This is a genomic window from Pseudomonas poae (assembly GCA_028869255.1).
In the GTDB taxonomy this organism is placed as follows: Bacteria; Pseudomonadota; Gammaproteobacteria; order Pseudomonadales; family Pseudomonadaceae; genus Aquipseudomonas; species Aquipseudomonas poae_C.
The window spans coordinates 2,145,484-2,170,817 of the sequence record CP110972.1; the positions used below are offsets into that span (position 1 = coordinate 2,145,484).

A 25,334-nucleotide genomic window follows, 5' to 3' on the forward strand; every position below is an offset into this window, starting at 1 on the left:
AAATCTAGGTAGATTTTGAGCCTTCTACAAACGATGATATCTCGCACCAGTCATTAGAAAAATTTGAGGTAGGCCATGCTGCGTTCCCATCTGCCACTCAATGCCCTGCGCGCATTCGAGGCGTCCGCCCGGCACTTGAGCTTTACCCGCGCCGCCATTGAGTTGTGCGTGACCCAGGCGGCGGTCAGCCATCAAGTCAAAAGCCTGGAGGCGCAGCTCAATATCCTGTTGTTCAAGCGCCTGCCACGCGGCCTGATGCTTACCCGTGAAGGCGAAACCCTGCTGCCGGTGGTGCGCGAATCCTTTGATCGCATTGCCCATACCTTAGGCCAGTTCGAGGGCGGGCATTACCGCGAGGTGCTGACGGTGGGCGCGGTCGGGACCTTTGCCGTGGGCTGGCTGCTGCCGCGCCTGGCGGATTTTCAACGCCGCTACCCGTTTATCGACTTGCGCCTGTCCACCCACAACAACCGCGTAGACGTGGCCGCCGAGGGCCTGGATTACGCGATCCGTTTTGGCGCCGGCGCCTGGCATGGCACCGAGGCCTGTGAAATCCTCGAAGCACCGCTCACGGTCCTGTGCGTACCTCAACTTGCCGAGCAATTGCAGACGCCGGCCGACCTGTTGCAGCACACCCTGCTGCGCTCCTACCGCGCCGATGAGTGGAGCCTGTGGTTGCAAGCGGCCGGGCTGCCCGCCGACACCCTGGTGCCGCGCAGCATCGTGTTCGACTCTTCGCTGGCGATGATGGAGGCGGCGCTGCAAGGCATCGGCGTGGCGCTGGCGCCGGCGAGGATGTTTGCGCGCCAGTTGGAGAGTGACGTGATTCGCCAGCCGTTCGACGTCGGCATCACCACCGGCAGTTACTGGTTGACGCGTTTGCAGTCGCGGGCCGAAACCTCGGCGATGCTGGCGTTCAAGGGCTGGTTGCTGGAGGGCTGAGTTTTATTTTTTGAAACATAATGAAACATTTGCTCGGGGTCGGCGTTCTACCGCTACACCTGCCCTGAGTGATTCCATGAAAACACCGCGCCCCTCCGCCCGCATGCCTCATCTGACCCAACTGCGAAACCTGAAAATGGCGCGCTCGGCCCATGCCTATGTGCGCGGCAGCACCGTGCAATTCTACGAGTGGCTGCACAGCCAGATGGGCAGGCGCCTGCCTCAAGGCCCGGCCATCTGGATCTGCGGCGACTGCCATGCCGGCAACCTGGGCCCCACCGGTGACAACAAGGGCCGCATCGATATGCATATCCGCGACCTTGACCAGGCGGTAATCGGCAACCCGGCCCATGACCTGGTGCGCCTGGCCTTGTCCCTGGCCACTGCCGCACGCGGCTCGGACCTGCCGGGCGTGACCTCTGCGCGCATGCTCGAAGAAATGATGGTGGGCTACGAGCAAGCGTTCAAGGACAAGCCCGACGAGGTGCCGCCGCGCCCGTCACAGGTCAAGGCCGGGATGCGCAGCGCCGTGGAGCGCACCTGGAAAAACCTCGCCCGTGAACGTATCCAGAACGTTCGGCCGACGATCCCGCTGGGCAAGCATTTCTGGTCATTGTCACGCGCTGAAAAAGCCGCACTGGAAAGCCTCTGCGCGTCGGATGAGATCCACCAGTTGGTCACCTCGCTCAAAGGCCGGCCCAAGGACGCCAGGGTCGAACTGCTGGACTCGGCCTATTGGGTCAAGGGCTGCAGCTCCCTCGGCCTGTTGCGTTATGCGGCATTGCTGGGCGTGGGTGACAAGGACGACCAGGAATATTGCCTGATCGACATCAAGGAAGCCGTCGGCGCCGCTGCACCGCGTGCGGCCCGCGCCAAGATGCCCCGCGATAACGGGCGCCGGGTGGTGGAGGGGGCTCGCAAGCTGTCTCCGGGCCTGGGCGAGCGCATGGTGGCGACGCGGTTTCTGGACCACGGTTTTTTCATCCGCGAACTGTTGCCCCAGGACATGAAGCTGGAGCTGGACGAGTTGAGCGAGACTGACGCCATGCACGCCGCCGGCTACCTGGCGCGGGTCGTGGGCATCGCTCACGCCCGGCAGATGGACCGGGCCACCCGCAAGGACTGGATGGCGGTGCTGCAGGAAAACCGCTCAAGGCAGTTGGATGCGCCGTCGTGGTTATGGACCAGTGTGGTGCAACTGGTGGGCAGCCATGAGCAGGGCTACCTCAACCATTGCCGCCGTTATGCCCTGGAACACTGACCTGAAAAATGGCGACGCTCCTATGTGGGAGCGGGCTTGCTCGCGAGCGCGCGGTCTCAGTCAACCTATCCTGAGCCTGACACACCGCATTCGCGAGCAAGCCCGCTCCCACATTTAGAACACCATCAAGCCAGGTATTTGCGAAACCAGCCCAGCGTGCGTTCCCATGCCAGATTCGCCGCCGCCTCGTCATACCGCGGCGTCGAATCATTATGGAAACCGTGGTTGGCGCCCTTGTAGATATACGCCTCATAGGTCGTGCCGGCCGCCTTCAAGGCTTTTTCATACGCCGGCCAACCTTCGTTGATCCGCGTATCCAGCTCCCCGAAGTGCAGCATGATCGGGGCCTTGATGCGCGGCACATCCTTGGCCTCCGGTTGGCGCCCATAAAACGACACCGCCGCGCCCAGTTCCGGGTAGGCCACCGCCGCCGCATTGGTAACGCCGCCGCCATAACAGAAGCCGGTGATGCCGACCTTGCCGGTGCTGCTGTCGTGGTGCATCAGCCATTCGATGGCGGCGAAGAAGTCGTTCATGAGTTTTTCGGGATCGACTTTCTGCTGCAGCTCCACGCCTTTTTCATCATTGCCGGGGTAGCCGCCGACCGACGTGAGGCCATCCGGCGCCAGGGCGATAAACCCGGCTTTGGCCAGGCGCCGCGCCACGTCTTCGATATACGGGTTGAGGCCACGGTTTTCGTGCACCACCACCACCGCCGGCAACTTGCCGGCGGCCTTGGCCGGGCGCACCAGGTAACCGCGCACCGTGCCGTTGCCCTTGGGCGAGGGGTAGGTGATGTAGTCGGCGACGATATCCGGGTCGGTAAATTTTACCTGTTCGGCCAGGGCGTAATTGGGGCTCAGGGCCGCGAGCAAGGCGGAGGCGGTGAGGCCGCCGAAGGTGAACAGCGCGGCGCGGTCGAGAAATTCGCGGCGGTTGATCTTGCCGTGGGCATAGCCGTCGTAGAGTTCCAGCAGTTCGGGGGCAAAGTCTTTCGCGGTGAGACGAGTCATCGGGCAGTCCTCGATTAGCGGTGGCAAGTACTGTAGACCAGCTTTAGCCCACGCGGCCATGGGCGGCGGCGGCCAGTTGCGCGGTATCGACGCGCACGAACAGCGAATCGCCGATGGCCGTGAGCACGCCGTCGGCGTACACCTCGCAGACCACGCGGGTTTTACGCCCCACCTCACCCTCGACCCGTGCGCGCAGGGTCAGCGGCACGCCCATGGGGGTGGGCTTGATAAATTTGATGCCGAGGTTGCCGGTGACGCAGTCGATGCGCGGTAGGCTGCCGGGTTCGCGCTGTTCGGCCCGGTAGTGGTAGGCCATGGCGGTCCAGTTGGAATGGCAGTCCACCAGCATCGCGATCAGGCCACCGTAGACCAGGTCGGGCCAGCCGCTGTACTGGGCCTCGGGCAGGTGCTCGGCGACCACGTGGACACCGTCGGCATCCCAGCGGCTCTTGATGTGCAGGCCGTGGGGGTTGCTGCTGCCGCAGCCGTAGCAAATGCCTTCCGGCGCGGTGCGATCCTGTAGTGAAGGGGAATGCATGGAACGTCCTTATTGTTCTTGGGCGACTACTCTGTTTAACAGGAGATACATCGGATGGGAATAAAACCCTGGCATGAAGTGTTAGCTCAGTATCTGTGTCCTGTCCTCTTGTGGAGCGTTGCATGAAGCCGCGAATTTACCTGGCCATCCTCCTTGGTTTTTTTACCAGCGCGCAGGCCGTGGAGTACACCGACGTCAACCGCACGGCCAGCCAGATCAGCTTCACCTATAAACAACTGGGGCAACGCGTGTATGGCACGTTCGGTGAGTTCGAGGGCACGTTGAGCTTTGACACGCAAAAGCCCGAAGCCGGGCATGCGTTGCTGAAGATCCAGCTGGCGAGTATCGATGCCGGCAGCCCCGACGCCAACGACGAACTGCAACGGGCCTCCTGGTTCGATACCGCGACCTACCCGGTGGGCGTGTATGAATCCACTGGCGTTACGGCGCTGGGCGATAACCGCTTCAAGATCAGCGGCAACCTGACGATCAAGGGCACCACGCGCCCGGTGACGGTGGACGTGGTGCTCAAGGAGCAACGCGGCATCGGCGTGTTCGACGGTGAGTTCATCCTCAAGCGTGGCGACTTCAGGATCGGCGAGGGCGAATGGGCCGGTAACAGCGTGGTGTCGAATGACATCAACATCAAATTCAAGATGGTCGCGCCGCAGCGCTAGCGGGCGAAACGCTTGGCCCCCGCCACGCAACCGATCACCGCCAGCGTCACCAGCAGCATGCCGAGGCTGACCGGTTCATGCAGCAACCCCGCCGCGAGTGCCAGGCCGAAGAACGGTTGCAGCAGTTGCAACTGGCCGACGGCGGCAATACCACCTTGAGCCAGCCCGCGATACCAGAACACAAAACCGATCAGCATGCTGAACAGCGCCACATAGCCCAGGCTCAACCAGGCCGCGAGGCTGATGCCGGTGAAGGTCGATGGCGCAAGGAGCAGGCTTAACGGCGCCGTCACCGGCAGCGCCAACACCAGCGCCCAACAGATCACCTGCCACCCGCCGAGGCTGCGCGACAGCTTGGCGCCTTCGGCATACCCCAGGCCGCACACCAGCACCGCCAGCAGCATCAGCACGTCACCCGCAGGCGCGGCGCTCAAGCCCTGGGCCACGGCATAGCCCATCACCAGCAGGCTGCCGAGGATCGAAAACAGCCAGAATACCGGGCGCGGTCGCTCGCCGCCGCGCAGCACGCCAAACACCGCCGTGGCCAGCGGCAACAGGCCGATAAACACAATCGAGTGTGCCGACGTCACATGCTGCAGCGCCAACGCGGTGAGCAGCGGAAAGCCAATCACCACGCCCAGCGCAACGATCGCTAAAGGCCCGCACTGGTGGCGTGCGGGGCGTTTCTGCTTGAGCAGCCACAGCAGCATCAATGCCAGTACGGCAGCGATGGCGGCGCGGGCCATGGTGAGGAATACCGGCTCGAACTCCATCACCGCCAGGCGTGTGGCGGGAAGGGAGCCGCTGAAGATCACCACGCCAATAAAGCCGTTGATCCAGCCTTGGGTACTGGTGTCGAGGGTGTTGAGAGCAGAGGTGCGTTCCATGACGAGAGGCCCGAGTAAAGAGGGGTTGCGTTCGCGCCATCCTAGGGGTGAGCATTAGGACAATCAAAAAATTGTCATGGATACACCCGTATGCCGCGCGCGCGATACAAATCACTGGTCGACACCTTTGCCGAGAAAATTCGCAGCGGCCAACTGGCTCCCGGAACGCGCTTGCCGACCCATCGGCAATTGGCCACCGAGCATGGCCTGGCGCTGGTCACCGCCAGCCGGGTGTACGCCGAGCTGGAAGCCATGGGCCTGGTCAGCGGCGAAACCGGGCGTGGCACCTTTGTGCGTGAAATCTCGTTGCCGCCGGGGCAGGGCAGCGGGCAGATGACAATCACGGCGGGCCTGCTTGACCTCAATTTCAACTACCCGTCATTGCCGGGGCAGGCCGAGCTGCTGCGCACCGCGTTACGGCAGCTGGCGTTGTCCGGTGACCTCGAAGCGCTGCTGCGTTATCAACCCCACGCCGGGCGTCTGCATGAGCGCGCCGCAGTGGCCCGGCATTTGCTAAATCGAGGGCTGGCACTCGACGCCGAACAGGTGCTGGTGGTCAGCGGCGCCCAGCATGGCTTGGCGGTGACCCTGATGGCGCTGCTCAAGCCGGGGGATGTGATCGCCGTCGACGCGTTGACCTATTCGGGGTTCAAGGTGTTGGCCGAGACCCTGCACCTGGAAATGCTCGCGATCCCGCTCACCGCCACCGGCCCGGACCTGGATGCCTTGCAGCACCTGTGTCGCCGACGCCCGGTGCGCGCTGTGTACTGCATGCCGACCCTGCACAATCCACTGGGCTGGGTACTGGACCTGACGCAGCGGGAGCAGTTGGTCGCTATCGCCCGGCTGCACAATCTGATGATCATCGAGGATGCGGCCTACGCGTTCCTCGCCGAAAACCCACCGCCGCCGCTGGCGACGTTGGCGCCGGAACGCACGGTGTATATCGGCGGGCTGTCCAAGAGCGTCGCCACCGGTTTACGCGTGGGGTTTATCGCCGCGCCATTGGCCTGGGTGAAGGTGTTGGAGCGCACCATCATGGCCACCACTTGGAACGTGCCCGGGGTGATGAGTGCGATTGCCGTGGCGTGGCTCGAGGACGGCACGGTGGCGCAACTGGAAGCCCACAAGCGCCGGGATGCCCAGGCCAGGCAGGCGCTGGCGGCGCAGGTACTGCACGGGCTTGCGTACATCAGCCACCCCACGTCGTACTTTTTATGGTTGCCGCTGGCGCAAGAAGCACGGGCCGATCAGGTTGCCATGGCCTTGCAGCGCGAGGGGGTTAGCGTGTCCACCGCCGAGCCGTTTGCCGTCTCGGCCCATGTGCCGCACGCGTTGCGCCTGGCCTTGGGGTCGGTGGCGATGGGCGCCCTGCGCGAGGCGTTGATCAAGGTGCGCAGGGCGGTGGAGTGGTAGCTGTCAGTACTTGTAAGCCTGACGCCCGATCAGCAGCCACTTGCCTTTCTGCTTCTGCCAGACCTGGAAGTTGTCGATATCGGTCGGCACTTCGACGCCACTGTTCACCGCCAGGGCATGGAAGTGGTTGCGCACCAGGGCCGTGTCGCCTTGCAGGGTGATGGTCTGGTTCTGCATTTCCAGGGTCTTGAACGCGCTGGTGTGGGTTTCGAGGTCGGCGATAAATTGCGCCTTGTTCTGCACCTTGCCGCTGGAATGCCCGTAGGTGAGTTTATCGGCGGTCAGCGCGTGGAGTTGTTTGAGGTCCAGGTGCAGCATGGCTTGGGTCAGTTGGTCGACCGCTTGAGCTACATCTTTTTCCGCTGGGGCGGGTGCCGCTGCGACATAACCGCTGAACAGGCACAGAAAACCGATCAACACTTTGATTTTTTGCATGGGTGTTTCCTTATTGTTGTTGGGGATGTTCGGGCAACACGTTACTAAGTGTGTTGTCGTACAACATGCAATAGATTCGGGTGATTTGGAAAGTTAAATTTCGAGTATTTTCGCGGCTGCTAGGGTTTGTGGAGCTTGATCTCCGGATCTGTCTTGTACGATGTCTCATCACGCGTTACAAATGGCCTCCCGTCTAACAATAAAATAACGGAGACACATGATGGATCTTTCCCCTTTGCCTGCCGGAGCGGATCACAGTCGCCGGGTCTTTCTCAAGCGCTCCCTGGCGGTTTCCGCATCGGTGGCGGTGCTGGGCAACCTGCCGCAGTTGGCCGGCGCAGCAGAGCCGTTGAGCCAGCGTTACCCGGACCCATTGGTCAAGGTGCTCGATGACAGTTTCCTCGAGCTGCGATTGTTCAATGCCAGCGTCGAACGGCTCGCCACCGGCTTGCGTTGGGCCGAAGGGCCAGTGTGGGTCGGCGATGGTCGTTACCTGCTGGTCAGCGATATCCCCAATAACCGCATCGTGCGCTGGGACGAGGTGACCGACAGCCTGTCGGTGTACCGCGAACAGTCGAATTTCTCCAACGGCATGTGCCGCGACCGCCAGGGGCGCCTGCTGGTGTGTGAAGGCTCAACCACCTCCAAGGAGGGGCGGCGTATCACCCGCACCGAACACAACGGCAGCATCACGGTGCTGGCGGACAGCTTCGACGGCAAACCCTTCAACTCGCCCAACGACATCGTGTGCAAGCGCGACGGTTCGGTGTGGTTCAGCGACCCGCCATTCCAGACCGGCAACAACTACGAAGGGCACAAGATTTCGCCTAGCCAGCCCCATGGCGTCTATCGAATCGACGCGGACAGTGGCAAGGTCACGCGGGTGATCGACGACCTCAATGGGCCCAACGGCCTGTGCTTCTCGCCGGACGAAAAGACCTTGTATGTGGTGGAAGGGCGAGCCAAACCCAACCGACTGATCTGGGCCATCGACGTCAAGGACGACGGCACCCTCGGCGCACGCCGCAAGCATATCGAAGGGCTGGAATACGCCGCGCTGGACGGCATCAAGTGCGACGAAAGCGGCAACCTCTGGTGTGGCTGGGGCGGCAATGGCGACCCCAAGGCTGACCTTGAAAAACTCGACGGCGTACGGGTGTTCAATCCCCAGGGCAAAGCCATCGGGCATATCTCGCTGCCGGAACGCTGCCCCAACCTGTGCTTTGGTGGCAAGGAAGGCAACCGCCTGTTCATGGCCGGCAGCCATTCGATCTATGCGCTGTTCGTGAATACCCGAGACGCCAGTTTCGCGGCGTGAGGCGCTGAAAAAATACACGTTCAGCGTCAGTGTATCGGCGCTCAGCGTGGCGTTTTTTGGTTATGCTGCGTGCTCCTGTGAGTTCAGAGACGCAAGCAAATGGATTTTGACTGGCACAGCGACCCCATCACTCGCGCCACGCCCGTGACGCCACACTATAAAAACACCCAGAACGTACGCCGTTTCATGCTCGAGCACTGTGGTCCGGGGTTCAAGTTCGACCGGCCGTTCATGGCCTGGATTCGTAACGATCAGCCGAAGACCCTCGGTGATGTGGTGGATGAATGGCAACGTCGGAACCCGGAAACACGCCCATGACGCCCGATCAAAAATACCAGGCCGCCCAGCAACGCCTCGGCTACCAACTGGATGAGTTCAAAGTTGGCGGTAACTACACGCCGCTGGTGCGTGACGGCAACCACCTATACATCAGTGGGCAGATTCCCCGGGTAGGCGATGCCATCGTGCTGCCGGGCAAGGTCGGTGACAGTCTCACCTTGGCCCAGGCGCAAATCGCCGCCGGTATCAGTGCCTTGCGTTGCCTGGGTTTGCTCAAGCAGGCGCTGGGGTCGCTGGACCGGATCAAGGCTATCCCTCGGATCACCGTGTATGTGCGCAGTTCTGAAGAGTTTGATCAGCAAAGTGAGGTGGCCAACGGCGCGTCCGACTTGCTCCACGAGATTCTCGGCAGCGCCGGGGTGCATACGCGCACGTCGGTGGGGGTGATGCAGTTGCCGAAATCGGCGGCGGTGGAAATTGACATGATTGCAGTGGCCCACGACTGAATACGCAATGATTACCCAAGGAATGCTGGTTCTGACCCACTACGGCAGCTACCTCGCGCCGGGCCTGGCGCTGTTTGGCCTGTGGTTTGCCCTCACGCCCAAGGCGATGACCGCGCTGCGCATTCTTATTCTGCTGGTCGCATTTGTGCTGATGCGCGACGCGATGACCCCACTGGGCATGTGGGCGCTCAGCGACGCAGTGAGTATCAGCTTCACCGCCAATACCTTGGTGCTGGCGGCCCTGGGTGGCCTGTCGATGTTGATGATTGGCGTGCTTTCGCGGGTGGCGCCGGAGCTATGGCGGTTGGTGGTGTGGGTCAAAGGGCGTCCGGTGGCGGGGCTTGCGGCGGGGCTGGCCGTGGGCTGCCTGATAGGTGTGCCATTGCGGCTTTACCAGGGCATCGAGGCGCAGGTGATCCCCGGCTATTGGGCGTGGCTGCCGGGCATGGTGGTGCTGGCCTATGGTGGCAATGCACTGGAAGAGGTGTTGTTTCGCGGTTTTTTGCAGGGTTACCTGGAGCAACAGGTGACGCCGTTGCGTGCGGCCTGGCTCAGTGGCGTGGCGTTTGCGGCCTGCCATGCCTTCCTGGCCCTGAGTGTCACCCAGTTGGGCTGGCCGGTGTTGCTGTTTACCCTGATCGAAGGGCTGGCCTGCGCGCTGGTGCGCATGCGCTATGGCGTGCTGGCGGCGACGCTGACCCATGGCACGGCAATCCTGTTGATTGCCGTGCCTTACATGGCTTGAGTTGAAATACGCCCCTGCCACCTTTGTTAACCGCGTTTATTCAGAGGGCAGCGCCGGCGTGCGCGGCGGAATCAGGCGTTTGCTGCCCGTCGCCTCATACGCCGCCGCAAACCGCAGCAGCGCCGAATCATCATAGGCACGCCCGGCAAAGGTGAGCCCGACCGGCATGCCGATATCCGCCATCACGCCCATGGGCACGGTGACGGTGGGCACGCCCAGGTGGCGGATCGCAAGGTTACCGTTGGCCACCCACACGCCGTTGCTCCAGGCAATGTCGGCGCTGGCTTCGTTCACATCGGCGTCCGCAGGGCCTACATCGGCCACGGTCGGGAACAGCACCGCGTCCAGCCCCAGCGTGTCCATCCAGTCCTCCAGGTCGACCCGGCGGGTTTGCTCCAGGCCACGCAGGCCGTCGGGTACGCTGTGGATTTCATTCCACGCAGTGATGCCGCGCTCGGCCATGCGCACGTATTCGTCCATGCCGGCCGCCAGGTCGTCTTCACGGTTGGGCAGGGTGCCCGGGTCGTGGGGGAAGATCTTCGGCCCGTCCACGTCTGCCAGGCGGTTGAGCGCCGGGTCGTTGTTGGCGCGCAGGAAGTCGTCAAAGGCCCAGGCCGAAAGCTCCCACAGTTCATCGTGCAGGAATTGCTTGGAAACCAGGCCACGGGTAAACACGGTCGGTGCGCCCGGGCGGTCGCCTTCGCAGTTGGACACCAGCGGGAAGTCCACCTCAATCACTTCGGCGCCGGCCGCTTCGAGGGCCTGGCGGGCGGCTTGCCACAGGTCGATCACGCTGGCGCGGGTGTTGATCTTCTGCCCGGTCGGGCCGCCGATGCCGGGTTTTTCGCTGGTGCCGGCCTCGGGGTCGGCGTTGATGTACATGCGCGGCACGCCGAAGCGTTTGCCGGCGAGGGACTCAGCGCTCACGGCCAGCTCAGCGTAGGACGCCGGGCGCACCGAGGCGGCGCTGGGGATCGGCACCCAGGGTTGCAGACGCCACAGGTCGCCGCGGGTGTCCGGGTCATCGGCCACCACCACGTCGAGCACTTCCAGCAGGTCGGCCATGGTGCGAGCGTAGGGCACTACCACGTCCATGGTCGGTGTCAGCGGCCAGTTGCCACGCACCGAAATCACCCCACGGGACGGGGTGTAGGCGCACAGCCCATTGTTGGATGCCGGGCCGCGCCCGCTGGACCAGGTTTCTTCAGCCAGACCGAATGCCGCAAAGCTCGCAGCGGTGGCGGTGCCGGCACCGTTGGAGGAGCCGGAGGCGAACGGCGCGGTCAGGTAGTCGGCGTTATACGGGCTTTCGGCACGGCCATACACGCCACGCTGCATCCCGCCATTGGCCATCGGCGGCATATTGGTCTTGCCCAGGCAGATAGCGCCACCGGCCCGCAGGCGTTCGATGGTAAAGGCGTCGCGCTGGGCAACCAGCTTGGCGAAGGCCGGGCTGCCGGAGGCGGCGGTCAGGCCTTTGACCAGGTAACTGTCCTTGGCGGTATAGGGAATGCCATCCAAAGGCCCCAAGGTTTCGCCCTTGGCCCGGCGCGCATCAGCCGCCTCGGCTTCTTTAAGGGCTTCGGGGTTGCGCACCACCACGGCGTTAAGTGCGCCGTCGTAGGCATCGATTCGCGCCAGGTACGCCTGAACCAGTTCAACGGCAGTGGTCTGGCCGGTTTCAAGCGCAGCGCGCAATTGGGCAATCGAGACTTCGGTAACTTGCATCAGGTTTTTTTCGCCGCCTTCAGATGGGGGTATGGCGGCAGTCTACGTACAGATATTTCACAAAACCAGTGCGGCATAATCATCATAGGCGCCGCGATTGCCGTCGGCGCGATTGCGAGACGCAGCGCCTTATCGCTAAGGTGGGCCTCGATTATTTCAAGGAAGAGACAATGCACAGACCCTATATCGCCCTGGCTGCTTTGCTTGGGTTTTCGCTGTACACCCTGGCCACGATGCTCACGGCAGAGCAGTCGCTGCTGGCCTTTGGGCTGGAATTGATGTCGCGGCCGGACACTGCGCAGGTGGTGATTGATCTGTACCTGATGGCGGTGCTGGGGTGTGTGTGGATGTACCGGGATGCGCGCCAAAGAGGGCGCTCGGCAGCCTCGGTGTTGCCTTATTTGTTGCTGACGGCGGTGTTCGTGTCGGTGGGGCCGCTGCTGTATATCGTGGTGAATGGATTCTGTGGCGAGCGAGCCTGCTCGCGTTCGGCCACGAAGCGGCCCCAAGACCCGACGCCAGGGTCTGACTGACACAACCCGGGGGCTTGATGGGGCTGCTGCGCAGCCCAACGCGAGCAAGCTCGCTCGCCACAGAGGGTGATTAGTTGTAGGACCCGGCGCCGGTGCGGTCCACCAGGCGAATGCTGTCGCGGCCGCCACGTTTGGATTCGTAGAGCGTGGTATCGCCTTGCTCGATCAAGGCCGCGAGGCTGGCGGGCGGTTGGTCGAACAGGTTGGCGCCAATGCTCAGCGTCACCGGCTGCGGGGTGGCGAAGGTCTGCGAGGCCAGTTGCTGAAACTGGTCGCGCAGGCGGCTGCCCAGCTCGACTATCTGCTCGGTGGTGGCCTGGTTCAGCAGGATCAGGAATTCATCACCGCCGAGGCGCGCCGCCATCGCGCCCTGGGGCACCACCCCGCGAATCATCTCGCTCAAGGCGATCAACAAACGGTCGCCTGCGGTATGGCCGTAGAGGTCGTTGACGCCTTTGAAGTTGTCGATATCGATCAGTAGCACCGCGCCCGGTTGCGCGGGTGACACTTGGGCCAGCAGGCGTGGTGCGCGCAGATCCAGCGCACGGCGGTTGTACAGGGCGGTGAGCGGATCGCGGGCGGCGAGGCGGGCGATCTGCTGTTCACGCCGGTAGCGCTCGGAGCCGGTCATGGACAGCGCGATCAGCATGATCGCCATGGCGCCTTCCACCAGGGAAACCTGGATGATTTCGCCCTTGAACGCGGCGAGGTCGATCAAGGTGCCCGGGATCACTACCGACAGCGCCTTGGCCACGTAGAACCCCCCCGTGCACCAGCAACACATAGCGCAACTGCACGGCGCCGATGCTCAGCGATTTGCCATGGGGCCGCAGCAGGAAACTCGCCCGCAGGGTCGGCAGCGCCACCAGCAGTGACTGCACCGCCAGCATGGCTTTGGACCAGGGCAGGTCGGGCGGCAACATCAGCATGCCCAGCCAGATAACCAGCATCAGCAGCCACAGCCGCGACAGGCGCACCTGGGTGAACCGCGCCACGCCGAGCAAAAACAGGAAGTGCGCGGTCACCAGCAAGCCATTGGCGAACCAGATGCCGATCACCAGATAGCCATTGATGCGCAGCAAGGCGAGGGTGGAACCGACAGTGATCGTGGCGAAACCGGCGCTCCAGTACAGCAGCGAGGGTTCGCGCACGCTGCGCCATTCCACGGCCAGGTACAGGGCGGCGGCGGCTGCCAGGGCAACGGTGAGTGCCAAAATAGTGGGAGGGTCGAGCGTCATTTCGTGTCGGGTCTGCCTGCGGGTGCGTTTAGACCGGGATTGTAAGCGCACACGCAGGTTTTTCAGAGCACGAACGGTAATGGCATACAGCCAGCCGATGATCGGTGGTTCAGACGCCTTTGGTCGAGGGCAGCAGGATTGTCAGAATCCCCACCAGCGGCAAGAACGAACAGATCTGGTAGACGTACGCGATGCCGTGGCTGTCGGCAAGCAAGCCCAGCAAGGCCGCGCCGATGCCGCTGAAGCCGAACATCAGGCCGAAGAAGATCCCCGCGATCATGCCCACATTGCCCGGCACCAGTTCCTGGGCGAAGACCACGATGGCCGAAAACGCCGAGGCCAGGATAAAACCGATCATCACGCTGAGCACGGCGGTCCAGAACAAATCGACATAGGGCAGGGCCAAGGTGAAGGGTGCCGCGCCGAGGATCGAGAACCAGATAACTTTCTTGCGGCCGATCTTGTCGCCGATCGGGCCGCCGGCGAAGGTGCCCACGGCGACCGCACCGAGGAACAGAAACAGGTACATCTGGGAACTGGCGACCGACAGCTGGAATTTCTCGATCAGGTAGAAGGTGAAGTAGCTGGTCAGGCTGGTCATGTAGAAATACTTGGAGAACACCAGCAGCGCCAGCACCACCAGGGCAAACGTCACGCGGCCTTTGGACAAACCATGGGTGGCCTTGGCGCCTTGCTTGAGTTTGAACAGGTTGAGGTGGTTGCGGTACCAGCGGCTCAACCCATAGAGCACCAGTATCGCGAACACCGCAAACAGGCCGAACCAGGCGATATGGCTCTGGCCGTAAGGAATGATGATCGCCGCCGCGAGCAAGGGCCCCAAGGCGCTGCCGGTGTTGCCGCCGACCTGGAAGGTCGATTGCGCCAAGCCATAGCGCCCGCCGGAGGCCAGGCGCGCAACGCGTGAGGTTTCCGGGTGGAAGGTCGATGAGCCGACGCCTACCAGGCCCGCTGCCAGCAGAATCGCCGGGAAGCTGCCGACAAACGCCAGCATCAGGATGCCGACCAGGGTGCACACCATGCCCGCCGGCAACAGCCACGGCTTGGGGTGGCGGTCGGTGTGGTAGCCGATCCACGGCTGCAGCAGCGAGGCGGTCAGTTGGAAGGTCAGGGTGATCAGGCCCACTTGGGTGAACGTCAGCCCGTAGTTGGCCTTGAGCATCGGGTAAATCGACGGCAGCACGGCCTGGATCAGGTCATTGATCAAATGCGCCAGGGCACAGGCGCCGAGGATGCGCATGACTAACGGGCTTACTTGGGGCGGACTCGATGTTGCGGCAGGTGATGCGGTCAGGGTCGACATGCAGGCATTCCAATCAAGGCAGCAAACAGAGGCAGTCAGTACGGATGCTGGCTGCCCATTTCAAATTGTTTCGGCATTCATGCTAGATTCGGTACAAATGCCTGTCTCGCGTAATTCGGGAGGCAACCATCGCAAAAAGGGCGAAATGATCAAATCACTGGATAAATTTCTGCAGGAGATCGACGCGGGCGAGTGGGCGGTCATCAGCTCGGCCACCGACTACCCGGAAAACTGGGTGATCCCTGAGCATAGCCACGAAAAGCACCAACTACTCTACGCGACCGAAGGCGTGATGGTGGTGCATTCGGCGCAGAACCAATGGACGGTGCCGCCCAATCGCGGTTTCTGGATGCCCAGCGGGCACGTGCATTCCCTGCGTTGCGTGGGGCCGCTGAAAATGCGCAGCGTGTTTGTACGCCCCGACTGTTTCCCCAACTTGCCCACCGAGACCAAGGCGGTGAGCATTTCGCCGCTGCTGAGCGAGCTGATCAAGGCCTCGGTGAGTTTGAAACCGCCGTATGCCGAAGACTCGCGGGACGCACGGATCATGCACCTGATCCTCGACGAGCTGGCCTTGTTGCCGGCCTTGCCGCTGTCGCTGCCGCAGCCCGCCGACCCACGCATCCACCGGATCTGCGAGGCCTGGCAGGACGACCCCGGCGACGCTTCCACCGTGGCCGACTGGAGCGAGCGCCTGGCCCTGGACCAGAAAACCATTCAGCGGCTGTTCCGCAAGGAAACCGGCATGACCTTCGGCCAGTGGCGCCAACAGGCACGGCTGCTGCTGGCGCTGGAGCGCATTGCGGTGGGGCAGAAGATTATCGATGTGGCCCTGGAGCTGGGCTATGAAAGCCCCAGCGCGTTTACCAGCATGTTCAAGAAACAGTTTGGCAAGACGCCGAGTCTGTTTTTCAGGTAGGGCTATTGATCGCCAGTGGTCAAATTGGCGTAGAAGATGCAGCCGATCAGCCGCGCAAACAGGCTGAGGGTTTCCGGCAGGTTGGGGTCGTCAAACAGCATCGCCCTGGAATCCAGCGCACACAACGCACCGAACAGGCGGCCATCGGGCAGGAAGATCGGCGCTCCGGCGTAGCTCTCGATGGCGTATTGCTTGACCACCGGGCGTGCGGCAAAACGGCCATTCTGGCTGACTTGCGGGATAAACAAGGTCTGCGGGTTGATGCAGAACTCACTGCACAGGGTGGTTTCGAGGTCGAGCACGTCATTGACATGAATGCCCATGTCGACGGTGTCGTGCACCGAGCAGACGACCCATTCGAGGTCGGTGAACTTGGCGATGCCGGCAAAGCGCATGCCGGTCAGGCGGGTAACCAGCTGCAGGATGCTGGTGGTGGCTTCTATTTCGGCGATGGCAGCGCGTTCATCGGCGCTGAGTAATGACTGTGCGTAGGTGACGCTGGGGACCATGCTAAACACTCCAACGGCGTGGCGGCCGAGGCCGCCACGCACGATCTGTCTCAGTTAATGCGTGGATGCTGCTGCACCAGATTCTGGCGCTTGGCTTCCAATGCGGCAATCTCGGCGTCGATGTCTTCGATTTTCTGCTCGATATTGTCGTGATGTTCCTGCAGCAACTCCTTGGCTTCTTCCATATCGGAAGCGGCCGGCGCTGCGCCGCGCAGGGGTTTGTTGGCGGTTTCCTTCATGGTCAGGCCGGTGATCAGGCCAATCACGGCAAACACCATCAGGTAATAGGCGGGCATGAACAGGTCGTTGGTGCTTTCCACCAGCCACGCCACGGCGGTCGGCGTGACACCGGCGACCAGTACCGAGATGTTGAAGGCACTGGCCAGCGCGCTGTAGCGCAGGTGGGTGGGGAACATCGCGGGCAGGGTCGAGGCCATCACGCCGATAAAGAAATTCAGGATCACGGCGAGGATCAGCAGGCCGGCAAAGATCAGCCCGGTCTTGCCGCTGGTAATCAGCATAAAGGCCGGAATCGCCAGGAACAGCAGGCCGATGCTGCCGGCGATAATGAAGGGCTTGCGGCCGATCTTGTCGCTGACAAAGCCGATAAATGGCTGCACAAACAGCATGCCGACCATGATTGCGATGATGATCAGTACGCCGCTGTTTTCGGAGTAGTGCAGGTTATGCGACAGGTAGCTCGGCATATACGTGAGCAGCATGTAGTACGTCACGTTGGTGGCGGCGACGATACCGATGCAGGTCAGCAGGCTGCGCCAGTGCTTGGTGGCGATTTCCTTGAACGACACTTTGGGGCCGTGGGTCAGGCCCTCGCGGTCGCCTTGTTCGAGTTTGTCGACGTGCTGCTGGAACGCCGGGGTTTCTTCCAAGGCGTGGCGCAGGTACAGGCCGATCATGCCCAGGGGCAGGGCCAGGAAGAACGGCAGGCGCCAGCCCCAGGCTTCGAAGTCCGCTTCGCCGAGCACGCTGGAAATCAGCACCACCACGCCGGCACCGAGCACGAAACCGGCGATGGAGCCAAAGTCCAGCCAACTGCCGAGGAAGCCGCGCTTGCGATCCGGCGCGTATTCAGCGACGAAAATCGAGGCGCCGGTGTACTCACCGCCCACCGAGAAACCCTGGGCCATCTTGCACAGCAGCAACAGGATCGGCGCCCAGATGCCGATGGAGGCATACCCGGGGATCAGGCCGATGGCGAAGGTGCTCAGGGACATGATCACGATGGTGGCGGCGAGGACTTTCTGTCGCCCGTATTTATCACCCAGCGCGCCAAAGAACAGGCCGCCCAGGGGGCGAATCAGGAAGGGCACGGAGAAGGTGGCCAGTGCGGCGATCATTTGGACGCTGGGCGAGGCGTCGGGGAAAAACACCTTGCCGAGCACATAGGCGACAAACCCGTAGACGCCGAAGTCGAACCATTCCATGGCGTTACCCAGTGCGGCGGCGGTGATCGCCTTGCGCATCTTGGCATCGTCGACGATGGTGATGTCTTTCAAACCGATGGGTTTGACGCTTTTCTTACGTAATTTCATGCGGGCCACTCTAAAACTGAACAGGGGAGGTGCCATCGTTGCAATGGCACCGCTCTGTCAGTTCAGATACAACTGCATACGAAATAATTCACCACTATTTGTGTTTTTTTGCAGCGGTAACGGATTTTTGTGTTTAGCGGGCTTTTGTGGTGGATGGGGCCTGATGGGTGGGCAGGCCACGTAAGTTCGATTGGCAAAACAAATAACCCTGTGCACGGAAAAAAGGAGCCAATCAAATGCCACACTCACGCCTGGTCTATCGCAAGCCACACTCGGCGGATGTGCAGCGATTGTTCGCGATCTTCGGTGACCCGCAGACCAACCTCTTCAATCCCTCCGGCCCCATGCCTAACCTTGCCGCCGCCCAGCGCCTGCTCGACCACTGGCTGGAACAGTGGGCCACTCTGGGCTATGGCTGGTGGGCCATCGCTCATCGCAACGCACCGGAACACATCATCGGGTTTGGCGGCATCGCGCCGCTCAATTACCTCACGCAGCGGCGTATCAACCTGGGCTACCGTTTCGCCGTGCAAGCCTGGGGGCAGGGCTATGCCACCGAGGTGGCGCGTGATGCGCTGGTGCTAGCGTTTGAAAGCCTGGGGCTGCCCGAGGTGTTCGGTCTGGTGCGGCCGGACCACGCCGCGTCGATCCGGGTGCTGGAAAAGGTCGGCATGCAACCATTTGGCGTACTCGATGACGTGCCCGGCAAAGCGCCCAGCCTGGTGATGCGGGTTTGTCATCCTACAACTCGTCTCATCTGACACTTTTCACACCGGTGTGATACCCCACAAAAACCGCAATCTTTCAGATTGACAGCGCAAAGGGAGCCCGATATAAAAGTCACAGTTGTACGACGACATATGACGTTACATATGTCCTACCTAACAAAAATAAAAAGTGATGCCATGAACTTGAACGAGCCCATCAACGCCCACCGCGTTGGCCAGGCGGTAGGCAACTATCGCTGGACCATCTGCGCGATGCTGTTCTTCGCGACCACCGTCAACTACCTCGACCGCCAGGTGCTCAGCCTGCTGGCGCCGCAGTTGTCGACGCAATTTGGCTGGAGCAACACCGACTACGCCAACATTGCCGCGGTGTTCCAGTTTGTTTATGCGATTTCCATGCTGTTTGCCGGGCGCTTTGTCGACAAGATCGGCACCAAGGCCGCCTACGTCGTTGCGATTGGCATCTGGTCCACCGGCGCGATCATGCATGCGTTTGCGGTGCCGATGGGCGAGGGCATCGCGGCGGTCAGTGGGGCGATCGGGCTGGCAGTCATTCCGGTCTCGATTGCCGGCTTCATGCTGTCGCGCGCCGTGCTGGCGATTGGCGAGGCGGGTAACTTCCCGATTGCGATCAAGGCCACCGCCGAGTATTTCCCGAAGAAAGAACGCTCCCTGGCCACCGGTATTTTCAACTCCGGGGCCAACGTGGGCGCGATCCTGGCACCGATCTGCGTGCCGCTGATTGCCGGGATCTGGGGCTGGGAAGCGGCCTTTATGGTGATCGGCATGCTCGGCTTCGTGTGGGTGGCGATCTGGGCCGCTATCTATGAAAAGCCTGACCAGCAAAAGCGCCTGTCGGCCGAAGAGCTGGCCTATATCCGCAGCGACCAGACGGTGCAGCCGTTCACCCTGGCGCCTGCCGGCACGCCGGTGAAAAAAGTCTCGTGGTTCAAGCTGCTCACCTATCGTCAGACTTGGGCCTTTGCCTTCGGCAAGTTCATGACCGACGGCGTGTGGTGGTTCTTCCTGTTCTGGCTGCCCACCTACCTGTCGGCGCAATACGGCATGAAAGGCGCGGACATCGTGATGCCGCTGGCCGTGCTGTACAGCATGACCATGGTCGGCAGTATCGGCGGCGGCTGGTTCCCCAGCTACTTTATGGCCCGGGGTGATGCACCCTACGACGGCCGCATGAAAGCCATGCTGCTGATCGCACTGTTCCCGCTGGTGGTATTGCTGGCGCAGCCGTTGGGCTATATCAGCTTCTGGGTGCCGGTGCTGCTGATTGGTGTGGGCGCTTCCGCGCACCAGGCGTGGTCGTGCAACATTTTCACCACCGTTTCCGACATGTTCCCGCAAAAAACCGTGGCTTCGGTGGTCGGTATCGGCGGCATGGCGGGTGGCCTGGGTGGCGTGGTGATGACCAAGATCGGCGGCTGGGTGTTCGACTACTACAAGTCGATCAACGATATTCACACCGGCTACATGATCATGTTCGCGATCTGCGCCCTGGCCTACCTGGTGGCCTGGAGCGTGATGAAGACGCTGGTGCCGCGTCACAAGGAAATCACTGATTTGTAAGGCACAACCTCCCGCGCCGGGCAGCGCGGGAGGGCTTTTTAGAGTGTGCGGCTCCAGGTTTCGCTGATCAGTGATTTACCGAAGCTGACGGTGGGTTCTTCCTCCGTCAACTCGAACCCGGCTTTCTGATAGAGCTTGCGCGCATCGGTCAGGATGTTCACGGTCCACAGCAGCATGCTGCTGTAGCCGGCCTGCCGGGCAAACCGCAGGCATTCATCCACCAGGCGCTGGCCGATCCCCATGCCACGTGCGTTGGCGTCCACATAGAGCATGCGCAGCTTGGCGGTGCTGTCATCATGGCGCACCACAAATACCGAGCCCACCACTTCGCCGTCCTTCTCCGCGATCCAGCAGCGCTCGCACGCCGGGTCGAACTCGCGCAAATACTTGGCGACTATCTCTGCCACCAATGCTTCGAACTCCCAATTCCAACCATATTCACGGGCGTACAGCGCCGATTGCTGCTGCACCACCAGGCCCATATCGCCAGGTTGCGGGTCGCGCAGCAGGTAGCTCGGCGCGGTGCCTTGCAGCAGGGTCTGGATGCGTTTCATGGCGTCGGTCAGTTGGCGTTGCTGGGGTTCCGGCAGGCCGCCGAGCAGGGCGATGACTTCGTTCTGGGTTTGTTGCTCCAGTGGCGCCAACACGCTGCGGCCGAGGTCGCTGAGGTGTAACAGCACGGCACGCGCATCGGTGACGGAGCGGACTTTCTGGATCAGGCGCTTTTTCTCGAGCCCGCTGGTCAGCCGGCTCAGGTAACCCGCGTCCAGGCTGAGCATCTGGCACAGGTCGGCACTGGTCAGGTCGCCACGCGAAGACAGTTCGTACATCACGCGGATTTCTGTCAGGGAAAAATCGCTTTGCAGCAGGTGTTCCTGCAACACGCCGATCTGGTGGGTGTAAAAGCGATTGAAGCCGCGCACGATGCCGGCGCGTTCCACAAGCAGAGGGGTAGACATGGCGGATGCTCGAATGGTTGCCTGAGGCAATTATATTGTTGCCTCAGGCAAGCATGTCAACCATTTTGCTTAACGGTTACGCGTCACTCGCCAGACGGTATTGGCCAAGTCATCGGCAATGATCAGCGCGCCTTTGGGGTCCACTGTCACGCCCACCGGGCGGCCCCGGGTCTTGCCGTCGTCACCGCGAAACCCGGTGGCGAAATCAATCGGCTCACCGGACGGCTTGCCATTGCTGAACGGCACGAAGATCACCTTGTAGCCCACCGGGTTATCGCGGTTCCAGCTGCCGTGTTCGCCAACAAACACACCGTCGGCGAACGTGTCGCCCATGGCCGGGATGGAAAAGTCCACGCCCAGCGCCGCCACGTGGGAACCCAGGCTGTAATCCGGCTTGATCGCGGAGGCGACTTTGGCCGGGTTCTGCGGTTGGGCGCGTGGGTCGACGTTCTGGCCCCAATAGCTGTAGGGCCAGCCGTAGAAGGCGCCTTCGCGTACAGAAGTCAGGTAGTCCGGCACCAGGTCGGGGCCCAGTTCGTCACGTTCGTTGACCACCGTCCACAGTTGCCCGGTATCGGGTTGGATGGTCAGTGCGGTGGGGTTGCGCAGGCCGGTGGCATAGGGTTTGTGCGCGCCGGTGGTCGCGTCGATCTGCCAGACCATCGCCCGGTCGATTTCCACTTCCATGCCGCGTTCTGTGACGTTGCTGTTGGAGCCGATGCCCACATACAGCTGACGGCCATCGGCGCTCACGGCGAGGGACTTGGTCCAGTGGTGGTTGATCTGTGCGGGCAGGTCGGTGACCTTGGTCGGCGGGCCGCCGGCTTTGGTCTGGCCGTCGGCGTAGTCGAAGCTCACCAGTGCGTCCTGGTTGGCCACGTACAGTTTGCCGTTGGCAAATGCCAGGCCGTAGGGCGCGTTGAGGTTGTCGGCAAAGATGGTTTTCAGCTCGTAGGTACCGTCACCGTCGGCATCGCGCAAAAGGGTCAGGCGGTTGCCGCCCTTGACCTTGGTGTTGCCCTCGGCCTTGATCAGGCTGGCGATCACATCCTTGGGCTTGAGCTTGGCCGCGCTGCCGCCACGGCCTTCAGCGATCAGAATATCGCCGTTGGGCAGCACCAGCGTCTGGCGCGGGATGGCCAGGTCGGTGGCGATCGCGGTCACGCTGAAGCCTTCGGGGACCTTGGGTTTCTGCTCGCCCCAGGGCGCGGGTTCAGCGATCTTCATGCTCGGCAACAGGCTGCTTTGCTGTTCCGGCAGCTTGGGGTCGGGGCCACGGGCCTGGGTCTTGTCGCCTTCGGCGCCACAGGCGCTGAGTAACAGCGCTGCACTTAATAGCGTCAGGGTATGAAGCTTGTTCATCGTGCACCTCCCGAGCGCAGGCCGGTCCAGGTGGCTGCCAGGGTCAGCAGTAAGACGATCACCGACAGCACCAGGCCGGCGGGCATAGCGGCGTAGGCGTCCTTGGCATGCTGGAAGGCATTGACCAGCCCCAGGACCCAGGTGGCCAACAACAGCAGCACATACAGGGTCGGTTGCCCGGCCTTGCGCTCGGCGCGGAGCAGGTTGACCAGCGCAAACAGAAACGCGAACCCGGCGAACACCAGCGCGCCGGCGATCAGCCAGGACGCGAAGTTGGCCCACTGAATCTGGTAGGTCTGGGTGTAGGCAATGTCGCTGAGCACGGCGCCGAGAAACAGCGGCACAGTGCCGGCCAGCAGCGTCGCATGCAGCGGGCCCGGCGTGGATCGATAGGTGGGGAGGGTAGTCATGGTCGTGGCGGCTCCTTGTTGTACAACGCCCCTGGGCGGGGCAGCGCATAGGAAGTGAACGCACCACGCGTCAGAAAGTTCAGCATCAAATCGTGTCGAAATATTGTGAACCCACTGTGTGGGTCCCGGCCTAACGCCTTATCATCCCGCACTTTTCCAACGCAAGGCGCTTCCATGACTCACCCTCGCATCGGTTTCGCATGCCAGTACCAGCATCCTGACCGCCTGCTGTCAGCCAGCGCGTTGAAGCTGATCGAAGGCCCCTTCAACCCGCGCACCACCACGCTACGTTGGATGGAGAGTGTCACGCCGCAGGTGGCTCGCGATAAGTTGGTGGAAGTGGTCACCCACAACCTGGCCGCCCAATTGCGTTTGTTGGCCTTTGTCGCCGAACTGCCGCCGACCTTGCACATGCTGCGATTAAGCAGTGATCTTTTGCCTTTCTATAGCCACCCGAAAGTGGCCGCGGTGTACAAGGATCCGGCCATCGAACGTCAGTTGGCCGAGGGGTTTGCCGCTATCGGAGACCTGGCACGCGCTGCGGATATCCGCCTGTCGTTCCACCCCGGCCAGTACTGTGTGCTCGCTTCGGAGAACCCAGGCGTGGTGGAAAACAGCCTGGCCGAATTCGAATACCACGCCGACATGATCCGCATGATGGGCTACGGCCGGCGCTTCCAGGACCTCAAATGCAACGTGCATATCGCCGGCCGCCTCGGCGTGGAAGGCACCCGTGCGGTGTGGCCTCGCCTGTCGGAAGTGGCGCGCAACTGCATCACCTTCGAGAACGACGAGAAGACCTACGGCCTGGACCACTGCCTGCAAGTGGCCGACCTGGCGCCGGTGGTGCTGGACATTCACCATTGTTGGATCAACGAGGACCACTACATCGACCCCCATTCGGAACGGGTTGCGCGAGTGATTGAAAGCTGGCGCGGCGTACGGCCGACCATGCATTACTCCCAACCCCAGGAGAGCTTGCAGGAACTGGGCTTCGACGCCGAGCACAAGCTGGAAATGGGCGCGCTGTTGCAAGTGGTCTCCAAGCGTGACCTTTACGCCCACAGCTCACAGATGTGGAACCGCTGGACCAACGACTACGCGCTGCAATTTCTCGATCGCTTCGACATCATGCTGGAAGCCAAGGCCAAGAACGTGGCCGCGTTGGCGTTTTATGAGCATTTCAAGCGACGTTCACTCTAGAAGAAGGAGCCTTCACCGATGCCGACCCTGCATCTGCTGTGCGGCAAGATCGCCTCGGGCAAATCCACGCTTGCCCAGCACCTGCGCACTGAACACGCTGCGACATTGTTAAGCGAAGACCATTGGCTGGCACACCTGTACCCCGGCGAAATCCTGTCGGTAACCGATTATCTGCGCTGCGCGCAACGCATCCGCGGGGTGGTGGGCCTGCTGCAATCAGGTACCACTGTGGTGCTGGATTTCCCGGCCAATACCCAGGCCAACCGCGAATGGCTAGTGGGGTTGGCCCACGCGGCAGGCGCGCCGCACCGCCTGCATTACCTGGAACTGGACGATGACACCTGCCGTGCCCGCCTGCATGTGCGCAATGCCGGGGGCGAGCATGACTTTGCCGCCACTGACGCCGAGTTTGATCTGATCACGCGCCACTTCTGCGCCCCGAGTGAGGAGGAGGGTTTGGTGATTGAGGTGCATCGCCCTTGAGCACCACCCATTCTAAAGGCGTCGACGCCGAAGGTTTTATTCTCACGGTTGCCGAGACTGCCGTGCAGCCAGAATTCCGGTCATTGCTAAAGGATGCCTGCGCCTCGCTCTCGCTGCCGGAACTGGGCCTGGACGGCATTTATCTGTATGGCAGCGTTGCGCAGGGCAACGCCAGCCCCGGAGTTTGCGACCTTGATCTAACGCTGGTGCTGCGTGAGCCGCCGACGTCACAGGTGCTGGCGCAGCTGGAAGAGGTTCGCTGCGACCTGCAGCGGCGCCATGCGCACGTTACCAAAGTCGATTTCGATATCGGCAACCGTGCAGAGGTGTTGGCCCCGGAAAACAGCAACAGTTGGGGTTTTTGGCTTAAGCATCATTGCCGCTGCCTGTGGGGCGATGATCTGTCGCTGCACTTCGAGCGGTTTCGGCCGTCGCGTGCTATCGCGCTTGCGGTGAATGGTGACTTCGAAGCGGTATTGGGTGACTACGTGGCGCGCATCGCGCACGCCGATACTGAGCAGCAGCGGCTTCGCCTGCAGCGTGAAGCATCACGCAAGTTGCTCAGGGCCACCCAGGTGTTACGCCCTGAACACGAATTGACGTGGCCGCAGACGCTGGAAGAGCATGTCGCGCTGTTCGTCCAGCACTACCCGGCCAAGGTGACGCAGGTTGCATTTTTTCTGTTTGAGGCACGCAACCCGAGTGCTGCGGGCGATAACTTCTGCGTGCGGCTTCTGGCCTTTGTGGCCTGGATGGTTTCACAATCGCGATAGATAGGTATATTGGCGTT

General features: G+C 62.0%; 26 protein-coding genes and 1 pseudogene. 15 read left to right on the forward strand and 12 right to left on the reverse strand.

Annotated features, from left to right (window positions below):
* Window positions 1–75: 75 nt before the first annotated feature.
* Entirely contained in the window at window positions 76–942 is an 867-nt protein-coding gene (locus LRS56_09910) for a LysR family transcriptional regulator (GenBank protein ID WDU64748.1), read from the forward strand.
* Window positions 943–1,018: 76 nt separating this feature from the next.
* Window positions 1,019–2,203 carry a DUF2252 family protein gene (locus LRS56_09915; GenBank protein WDU64749.1) on the forward strand — a complete coding sequence of 395 codons (1,185 nt, stop codon included), beginning with the start codon at window positions 1,019–1,021 and terminating at the stop codon, window positions 2,201–2,203.
* 125 nt (window positions 2,204–2,328) lie between these two features.
* Here LRS56_09915 and LRS56_09920 read toward each other — a convergent pair whose 3' ends face one another.
* Window positions 2,329–3,216 (reverse strand): dienelactone hydrolase family protein, encoded by an 888-nt coding sequence (locus tag LRS56_09920; protein ID WDU64750.1) that lies wholly within the window; start codon window positions 3,214–3,216, stop codon window positions 2,329–2,331.
* A 43-nt stretch (window positions 3,217–3,259) separates the two neighbouring features.
* On the reverse strand, window positions 3,260–3,754 hold the full coding sequence (locus tag LRS56_09925; protein WDU64751.1) for a PaaI family thioesterase: 495 nt from the start codon (window positions 3,752–3,754) through the stop codon (window positions 3,260–3,262).
* 122 nt (window positions 3,755–3,876) lie between these two features.
* Here LRS56_09925 and LRS56_09930 point away from each other — a divergent pair, with 122 nt between their 5' ends.
* Window positions 3,877–4,431 carry a YceI family protein gene (locus tag LRS56_09930; protein ID WDU64752.1) on the forward strand — a complete coding sequence of 185 codons (555 nt, stop codon included), beginning with the start codon at window positions 3,877–3,879 and terminating at the stop codon, window positions 4,429–4,431.
* Here the strand turns inward: LRS56_09930 and LRS56_09935 are convergent.
* Window positions 4,428–5,318, reverse strand: coding sequence for a DMT family transporter (locus tag LRS56_09935; GenBank protein WDU64753.1), 891 nt, complete (start codon window positions 5,316–5,318; stop codon window positions 4,428–4,430). The two genes, LRS56_09930 and LRS56_09935, sit on opposite strands and share 4 nt — an antisense overlap.
* A gap of 90 nt (window positions 5,319–5,408) precedes the next feature.
* On the opposite strand from LRS56_09935, the gene LRS56_09940 reads away from it, so the two are divergent.
* Window positions 5,409–6,734, forward strand: a complete 1,326-nt coding sequence (locus LRS56_09940) for a PLP-dependent aminotransferase family protein (GenBank protein WDU64754.1) — start codon at window positions 5,409–5,411, stop codon at window positions 6,732–6,734.
* A 3-nt stretch (window positions 6,735–6,737) separates the two neighbouring features.
* On the opposite strand, the gene LRS56_09945 is transcribed toward LRS56_09940, so the two are convergent.
* Window positions 6,738–7,169, reverse strand: coding sequence for a nuclear transport factor 2 family protein (locus LRS56_09945; GenBank protein ID WDU64755.1), 432 nt, complete (start codon window positions 7,167–7,169; stop codon window positions 6,738–6,740).
* Window positions 7,170–7,389: 220 nt separating this feature from the next.
* Here LRS56_09945 and LRS56_09950 point away from each other — a divergent pair, with 220 nt between their 5' ends.
* From LRS56_09950 to LRS56_09965, 4 genes are all read left to right on the forward strand, one after another.
* On the forward strand, window positions 7,390–8,487 hold the full coding sequence (locus tag LRS56_09950) for an SMP-30/gluconolactonase/LRE family protein (GenBank protein WDU64756.1): 1,098 nt from the start codon (window positions 7,390–7,392) through the stop codon (window positions 8,485–8,487).
* A gap of 99 nt (window positions 8,488–8,586) precedes the next feature.
* Window positions 8,587–8,805 (forward strand): DUF6434 domain-containing protein, encoded by a 219-nt coding sequence (locus LRS56_09955; GenBank protein WDU64757.1) that lies wholly within the window; start codon window positions 8,587–8,589, stop codon window positions 8,803–8,805.
* A complete protein-coding gene (locus tag LRS56_09960; protein WDU64758.1) occupies window positions 8,802–9,272 on the forward strand; it encodes a RidA family protein in 471 nt (156 codons plus the stop codon). Before LRS56_09955 ends, LRS56_09960 begins: the two co-directional genes overlap by 4 nt.
* Window positions 9,273–9,279: 7 nt before the next feature.
* Window positions 9,280–10,017, forward strand: coding sequence for a CPBP family intramembrane metalloprotease (locus tag LRS56_09965; GenBank protein ID WDU64759.1), 738 nt, complete (start codon window positions 9,280–9,282; stop codon window positions 10,015–10,017).
* Between the two features lie 36 nt (window positions 10,018–10,053).
* Here the strand turns inward: LRS56_09965 and LRS56_09970 are convergent, their stop codons facing one another.
* Window positions 10,054–11,748, reverse strand: a complete 1,695-nt coding sequence (locus LRS56_09970; GenBank protein WDU65718.1) for an amidase — start codon at window positions 11,746–11,748, stop codon at window positions 10,054–10,056.
* Between the two features lie 167 nt (window positions 11,749–11,915).
* Between LRS56_09970 and LRS56_09975 the strand changes: the two genes are divergently transcribed.
* Complete coding sequence (locus LRS56_09975; GenBank protein ID WDU64760.1) at window positions 11,916–12,278, forward strand: DUF2834 domain-containing protein; 363 nt, start codon at window positions 11,916–11,918, stop codon at window positions 12,276–12,278.
* A gap of 70 nt (window positions 12,279–12,348) precedes the next feature.
* Here LRS56_09975 and LRS56_09980 read toward each other — a convergent pair.
* A pseudogene (locus LRS56_09980) lies at window positions 12,349–13,516 on the reverse strand (GGDEF domain-containing protein).
* Between the two features lie 109 nt (window positions 13,517–13,625).
* Window positions 13,626–14,837 carry an MFS transporter gene (locus LRS56_09985; GenBank protein ID WDU64761.1) on the reverse strand — a complete coding sequence of 404 codons (1,212 nt, stop codon included), beginning with the start codon at window positions 14,835–14,837 and terminating at the stop codon, window positions 13,626–13,628.
* Window positions 14,838–14,934: 97 nt separating this feature from the next.
* Between LRS56_09985 and LRS56_09990 the strand changes: the two genes are divergently transcribed.
* Window positions 14,935–15,756 (forward strand): helix-turn-helix transcriptional regulator, encoded by an 822-nt coding sequence (locus tag LRS56_09990; protein ID WDU64762.1) that lies wholly within the window; start codon window positions 14,935–14,937, stop codon window positions 15,754–15,756.
* A gap of 2 nt (window positions 15,757–15,758) precedes the next feature.
* Here LRS56_09990 and LRS56_09995 read toward each other — a convergent pair whose 3' ends face one another.
* Window positions 15,759–16,265 (reverse strand): GAF domain-containing protein, encoded by a 507-nt coding sequence (locus LRS56_09995; protein WDU64763.1) that lies wholly within the window; start codon window positions 16,263–16,265, stop codon window positions 15,759–15,761.
* A 50-nt stretch (window positions 16,266–16,315) separates the two neighbouring features.
* Entirely contained in the window at window positions 16,316–17,818 is a 1,503-nt protein-coding gene (gene proP / locus LRS56_10000; protein WDU64764.1) for a glycine betaine/L-proline transporter ProP, read from the reverse strand.
* Window positions 17,819–18,054: 236 nt separating this feature from the next.
* On the opposite strand from proP, the gene LRS56_10005 reads away from it, so the two are divergent.
* Together LRS56_10005 and LRS56_10010 are read left to right on the forward strand one after the other, a co-directional pair.
* Window positions 18,055–18,579: a GNAT family N-acetyltransferase gene (locus LRS56_10005; GenBank protein WDU64765.1), complete on the forward strand. Its 525-nt coding sequence runs from the start codon at window positions 18,055–18,057 to the stop codon at window positions 18,577–18,579.
* A gap of 144 nt (window positions 18,580–18,723) precedes the next feature.
* Window positions 18,724–20,127: an MFS transporter gene (locus tag LRS56_10010; GenBank protein ID WDU64766.1), complete on the forward strand. Its 1,404-nt coding sequence runs from the start codon at window positions 18,724–18,726 to the stop codon at window positions 20,125–20,127.
* Window positions 20,128–20,165: 38 nt separating this feature from the next.
* Here LRS56_10010 and LRS56_10015 read toward each other — a convergent pair whose 3' ends face one another.
* From LRS56_10015 to LRS56_10025, 3 genes are all read right to left on the reverse strand, one after another.
* Window positions 20,166–21,086: a bifunctional helix-turn-helix transcriptional regulator/GNAT family N-acetyltransferase gene (locus tag LRS56_10015; protein WDU64767.1), complete on the reverse strand. Its 921-nt coding sequence runs from the start codon at window positions 21,084–21,086 to the stop codon at window positions 20,166–20,168.
* 69 nt (window positions 21,087–21,155) lie between these two features.
* Window positions 21,156–22,448, reverse strand: coding sequence for a sorbosone dehydrogenase family protein (locus LRS56_10020; GenBank protein WDU64768.1), 1,293 nt, complete (start codon window positions 22,446–22,448; stop codon window positions 21,156–21,158).
* Window positions 22,445–22,858 carry a hypothetical protein gene (locus LRS56_10025; protein ID WDU64769.1) on the reverse strand — a complete coding sequence of 138 codons (414 nt, stop codon included), beginning with the start codon at window positions 22,856–22,858 and terminating at the stop codon, window positions 22,445–22,447. The genes LRS56_10020 and LRS56_10025 overlap by 4 nt, the downstream gene beginning before the upstream one ends.
* Window positions 22,859–23,032: 174 nt before the next feature.
* Here LRS56_10025 and LRS56_10030 point away from each other — a divergent pair, with 174 nt between their 5' ends.
* From LRS56_10030 to LRS56_10040, 3 genes are read left to right on the forward strand one after another with little or no spacing between them, the layout of a single operon-like run.
* Window positions 23,033–24,061 carry a UV damage endonuclease UvsE gene (locus LRS56_10030; protein WDU64770.1) on the forward strand — a complete coding sequence of 343 codons (1,029 nt, stop codon included), beginning with the start codon at window positions 23,033–23,035 and terminating at the stop codon, window positions 24,059–24,061.
* 18 nt (window positions 24,062–24,079) lie between these two features.
* Window positions 24,080–24,544, forward strand: a complete 465-nt coding sequence (locus LRS56_10035; protein WDU64771.1) for an ATP-binding protein — start codon at window positions 24,080–24,082, stop codon at window positions 24,542–24,544.
* A complete protein-coding gene (locus LRS56_10040; protein ID WDU64772.1) occupies window positions 24,541–25,317 on the forward strand; it encodes a nucleotidyltransferase domain-containing protein in 777 nt (258 codons plus the stop codon). Before LRS56_10035 ends, LRS56_10040 begins: the two co-directional genes overlap by 4 nt.
* Window positions 25,318–25,334 lie beyond the last annotated feature (17 nt).

Bases quoted from the DNA above. Each gene is read 5' to 3' on its own strand.
- LRS56_09910 (WDU64748.1), top strand. From the start codon at position 76: ATGCTGCGTTCCCATCTGCCACTCAATGCCCTGCGCGCATTCGAGGCG.
- LRS56_09915 (WDU64749.1), top strand. From the start codon at position 1,019: ATGAAAACACCGCGCCCCTCCGCCCGCATGCCTCATCTGACCCAACTG.
- LRS56_09920 (WDU64750.1), bottom strand. From the start codon at position 3,216: ATGACTCGTCTCACCGCGAAAGACTTTGCCCCCGAACTGCTGGAACTC.
- LRS56_09925 (WDU64751.1), bottom strand. From the start codon at position 3,754: ATGCATTCCCCTTCACTACAGGATCGCACCGCGCCGGAAGGCATTTGC.
- LRS56_09930 (WDU64752.1), top strand. From the start codon at position 3,877: ATGAAGCCGCGAATTTACCTGGCCATCCTCCTTGGTTTTTTTACCAGC.
- LRS56_09935 (WDU64753.1), bottom strand. From the start codon at position 5,318: ATGGAACGCACCTCTGCTCTCAACACCCTCGACACCAGTACCCAAGGC.
- LRS56_09940 (WDU64754.1), top strand. From the start codon at position 5,409: ATGCCGCGCGCGCGATACAAATCACTGGTCGACACCTTTGCCGAGAAA.
- LRS56_09945 (WDU64755.1), bottom strand. From the start codon at position 7,169: ATGCAAAAAATCAAAGTGTTGATCGGTTTTCTGTGCCTGTTCAGCGGT.
- LRS56_09950 (WDU64756.1), top strand. From the start codon at position 7,390: ATGGATCTTTCCCCTTTGCCTGCCGGAGCGGATCACAGTCGCCGGGTC.
- LRS56_09955 (WDU64757.1), top strand. From the start codon at position 8,587: ATGGATTTTGACTGGCACAGCGACCCCATCACTCGCGCCACGCCCGTG.
- LRS56_09960 (WDU64758.1), top strand. From the start codon at position 8,802: ATGACGCCCGATCAAAAATACCAGGCCGCCCAGCAACGCCTCGGCTAC.
- LRS56_09965 (WDU64759.1), top strand. From the start codon at position 9,280: ATGATTACCCAAGGAATGCTGGTTCTGACCCACTACGGCAGCTACCTC.
- LRS56_09975 (WDU64760.1), top strand. From the start codon at position 11,916: ATGCACAGACCCTATATCGCCCTGGCTGCTTTGCTTGGGTTTTCGCTG.
- LRS56_09985 (WDU64761.1), bottom strand. From the start codon at position 14,837: ATGTCGACCCTGACCGCATCACCTGCCGCAACATCGAGTCCGCCCCAA.
- LRS56_09990 (WDU64762.1), top strand. From the start codon at position 14,935: ATGCCTGTCTCGCGTAATTCGGGAGGCAACCATCGCAAAAAGGGCGAA.
- LRS56_09995 (WDU64763.1), bottom strand. From the start codon at position 16,265: ATGGTCCCCAGCGTCACCTACGCACAGTCATTACTCAGCGCCGATGAA.
- proP (WDU64764.1), bottom strand. From the start codon at position 17,818: ATGAAATTACGTAAGAAAAGCGTCAAACCCATCGGTTTGAAAGACATC.
- LRS56_10005 (WDU64765.1), top strand. From the start codon at position 18,055: ATGCCACACTCACGCCTGGTCTATCGCAAGCCACACTCGGCGGATGTG.
- LRS56_10010 (WDU64766.1), top strand. From the start codon at position 18,724: ATGAACTTGAACGAGCCCATCAACGCCCACCGCGTTGGCCAGGCGGTA.
- LRS56_10015 (WDU64767.1), bottom strand. From the start codon at position 21,086: ATGTCTACCCCTCTGCTTGTGGAACGCGCCGGCATCGTGCGCGGCTTC.
- LRS56_10020 (WDU64768.1), bottom strand. From the start codon at position 22,448: ATGAACAAGCTTCATACCCTGACGCTATTAAGTGCAGCGCTGTTACTC.
- LRS56_10025 (WDU64769.1), bottom strand. From the start codon at position 22,858: ATGACTACCCTCCCCACCTATCGATCCACGCCGGGCCCGCTGCATGCG.
- LRS56_10030 (WDU64770.1), top strand. From the start codon at position 23,033: ATGACTCACCCTCGCATCGGTTTCGCATGCCAGTACCAGCATCCTGAC.
- LRS56_10035 (WDU64771.1), top strand. From the start codon at position 24,080: ATGCCGACCCTGCATCTGCTGTGCGGCAAGATCGCCTCGGGCAAATCC.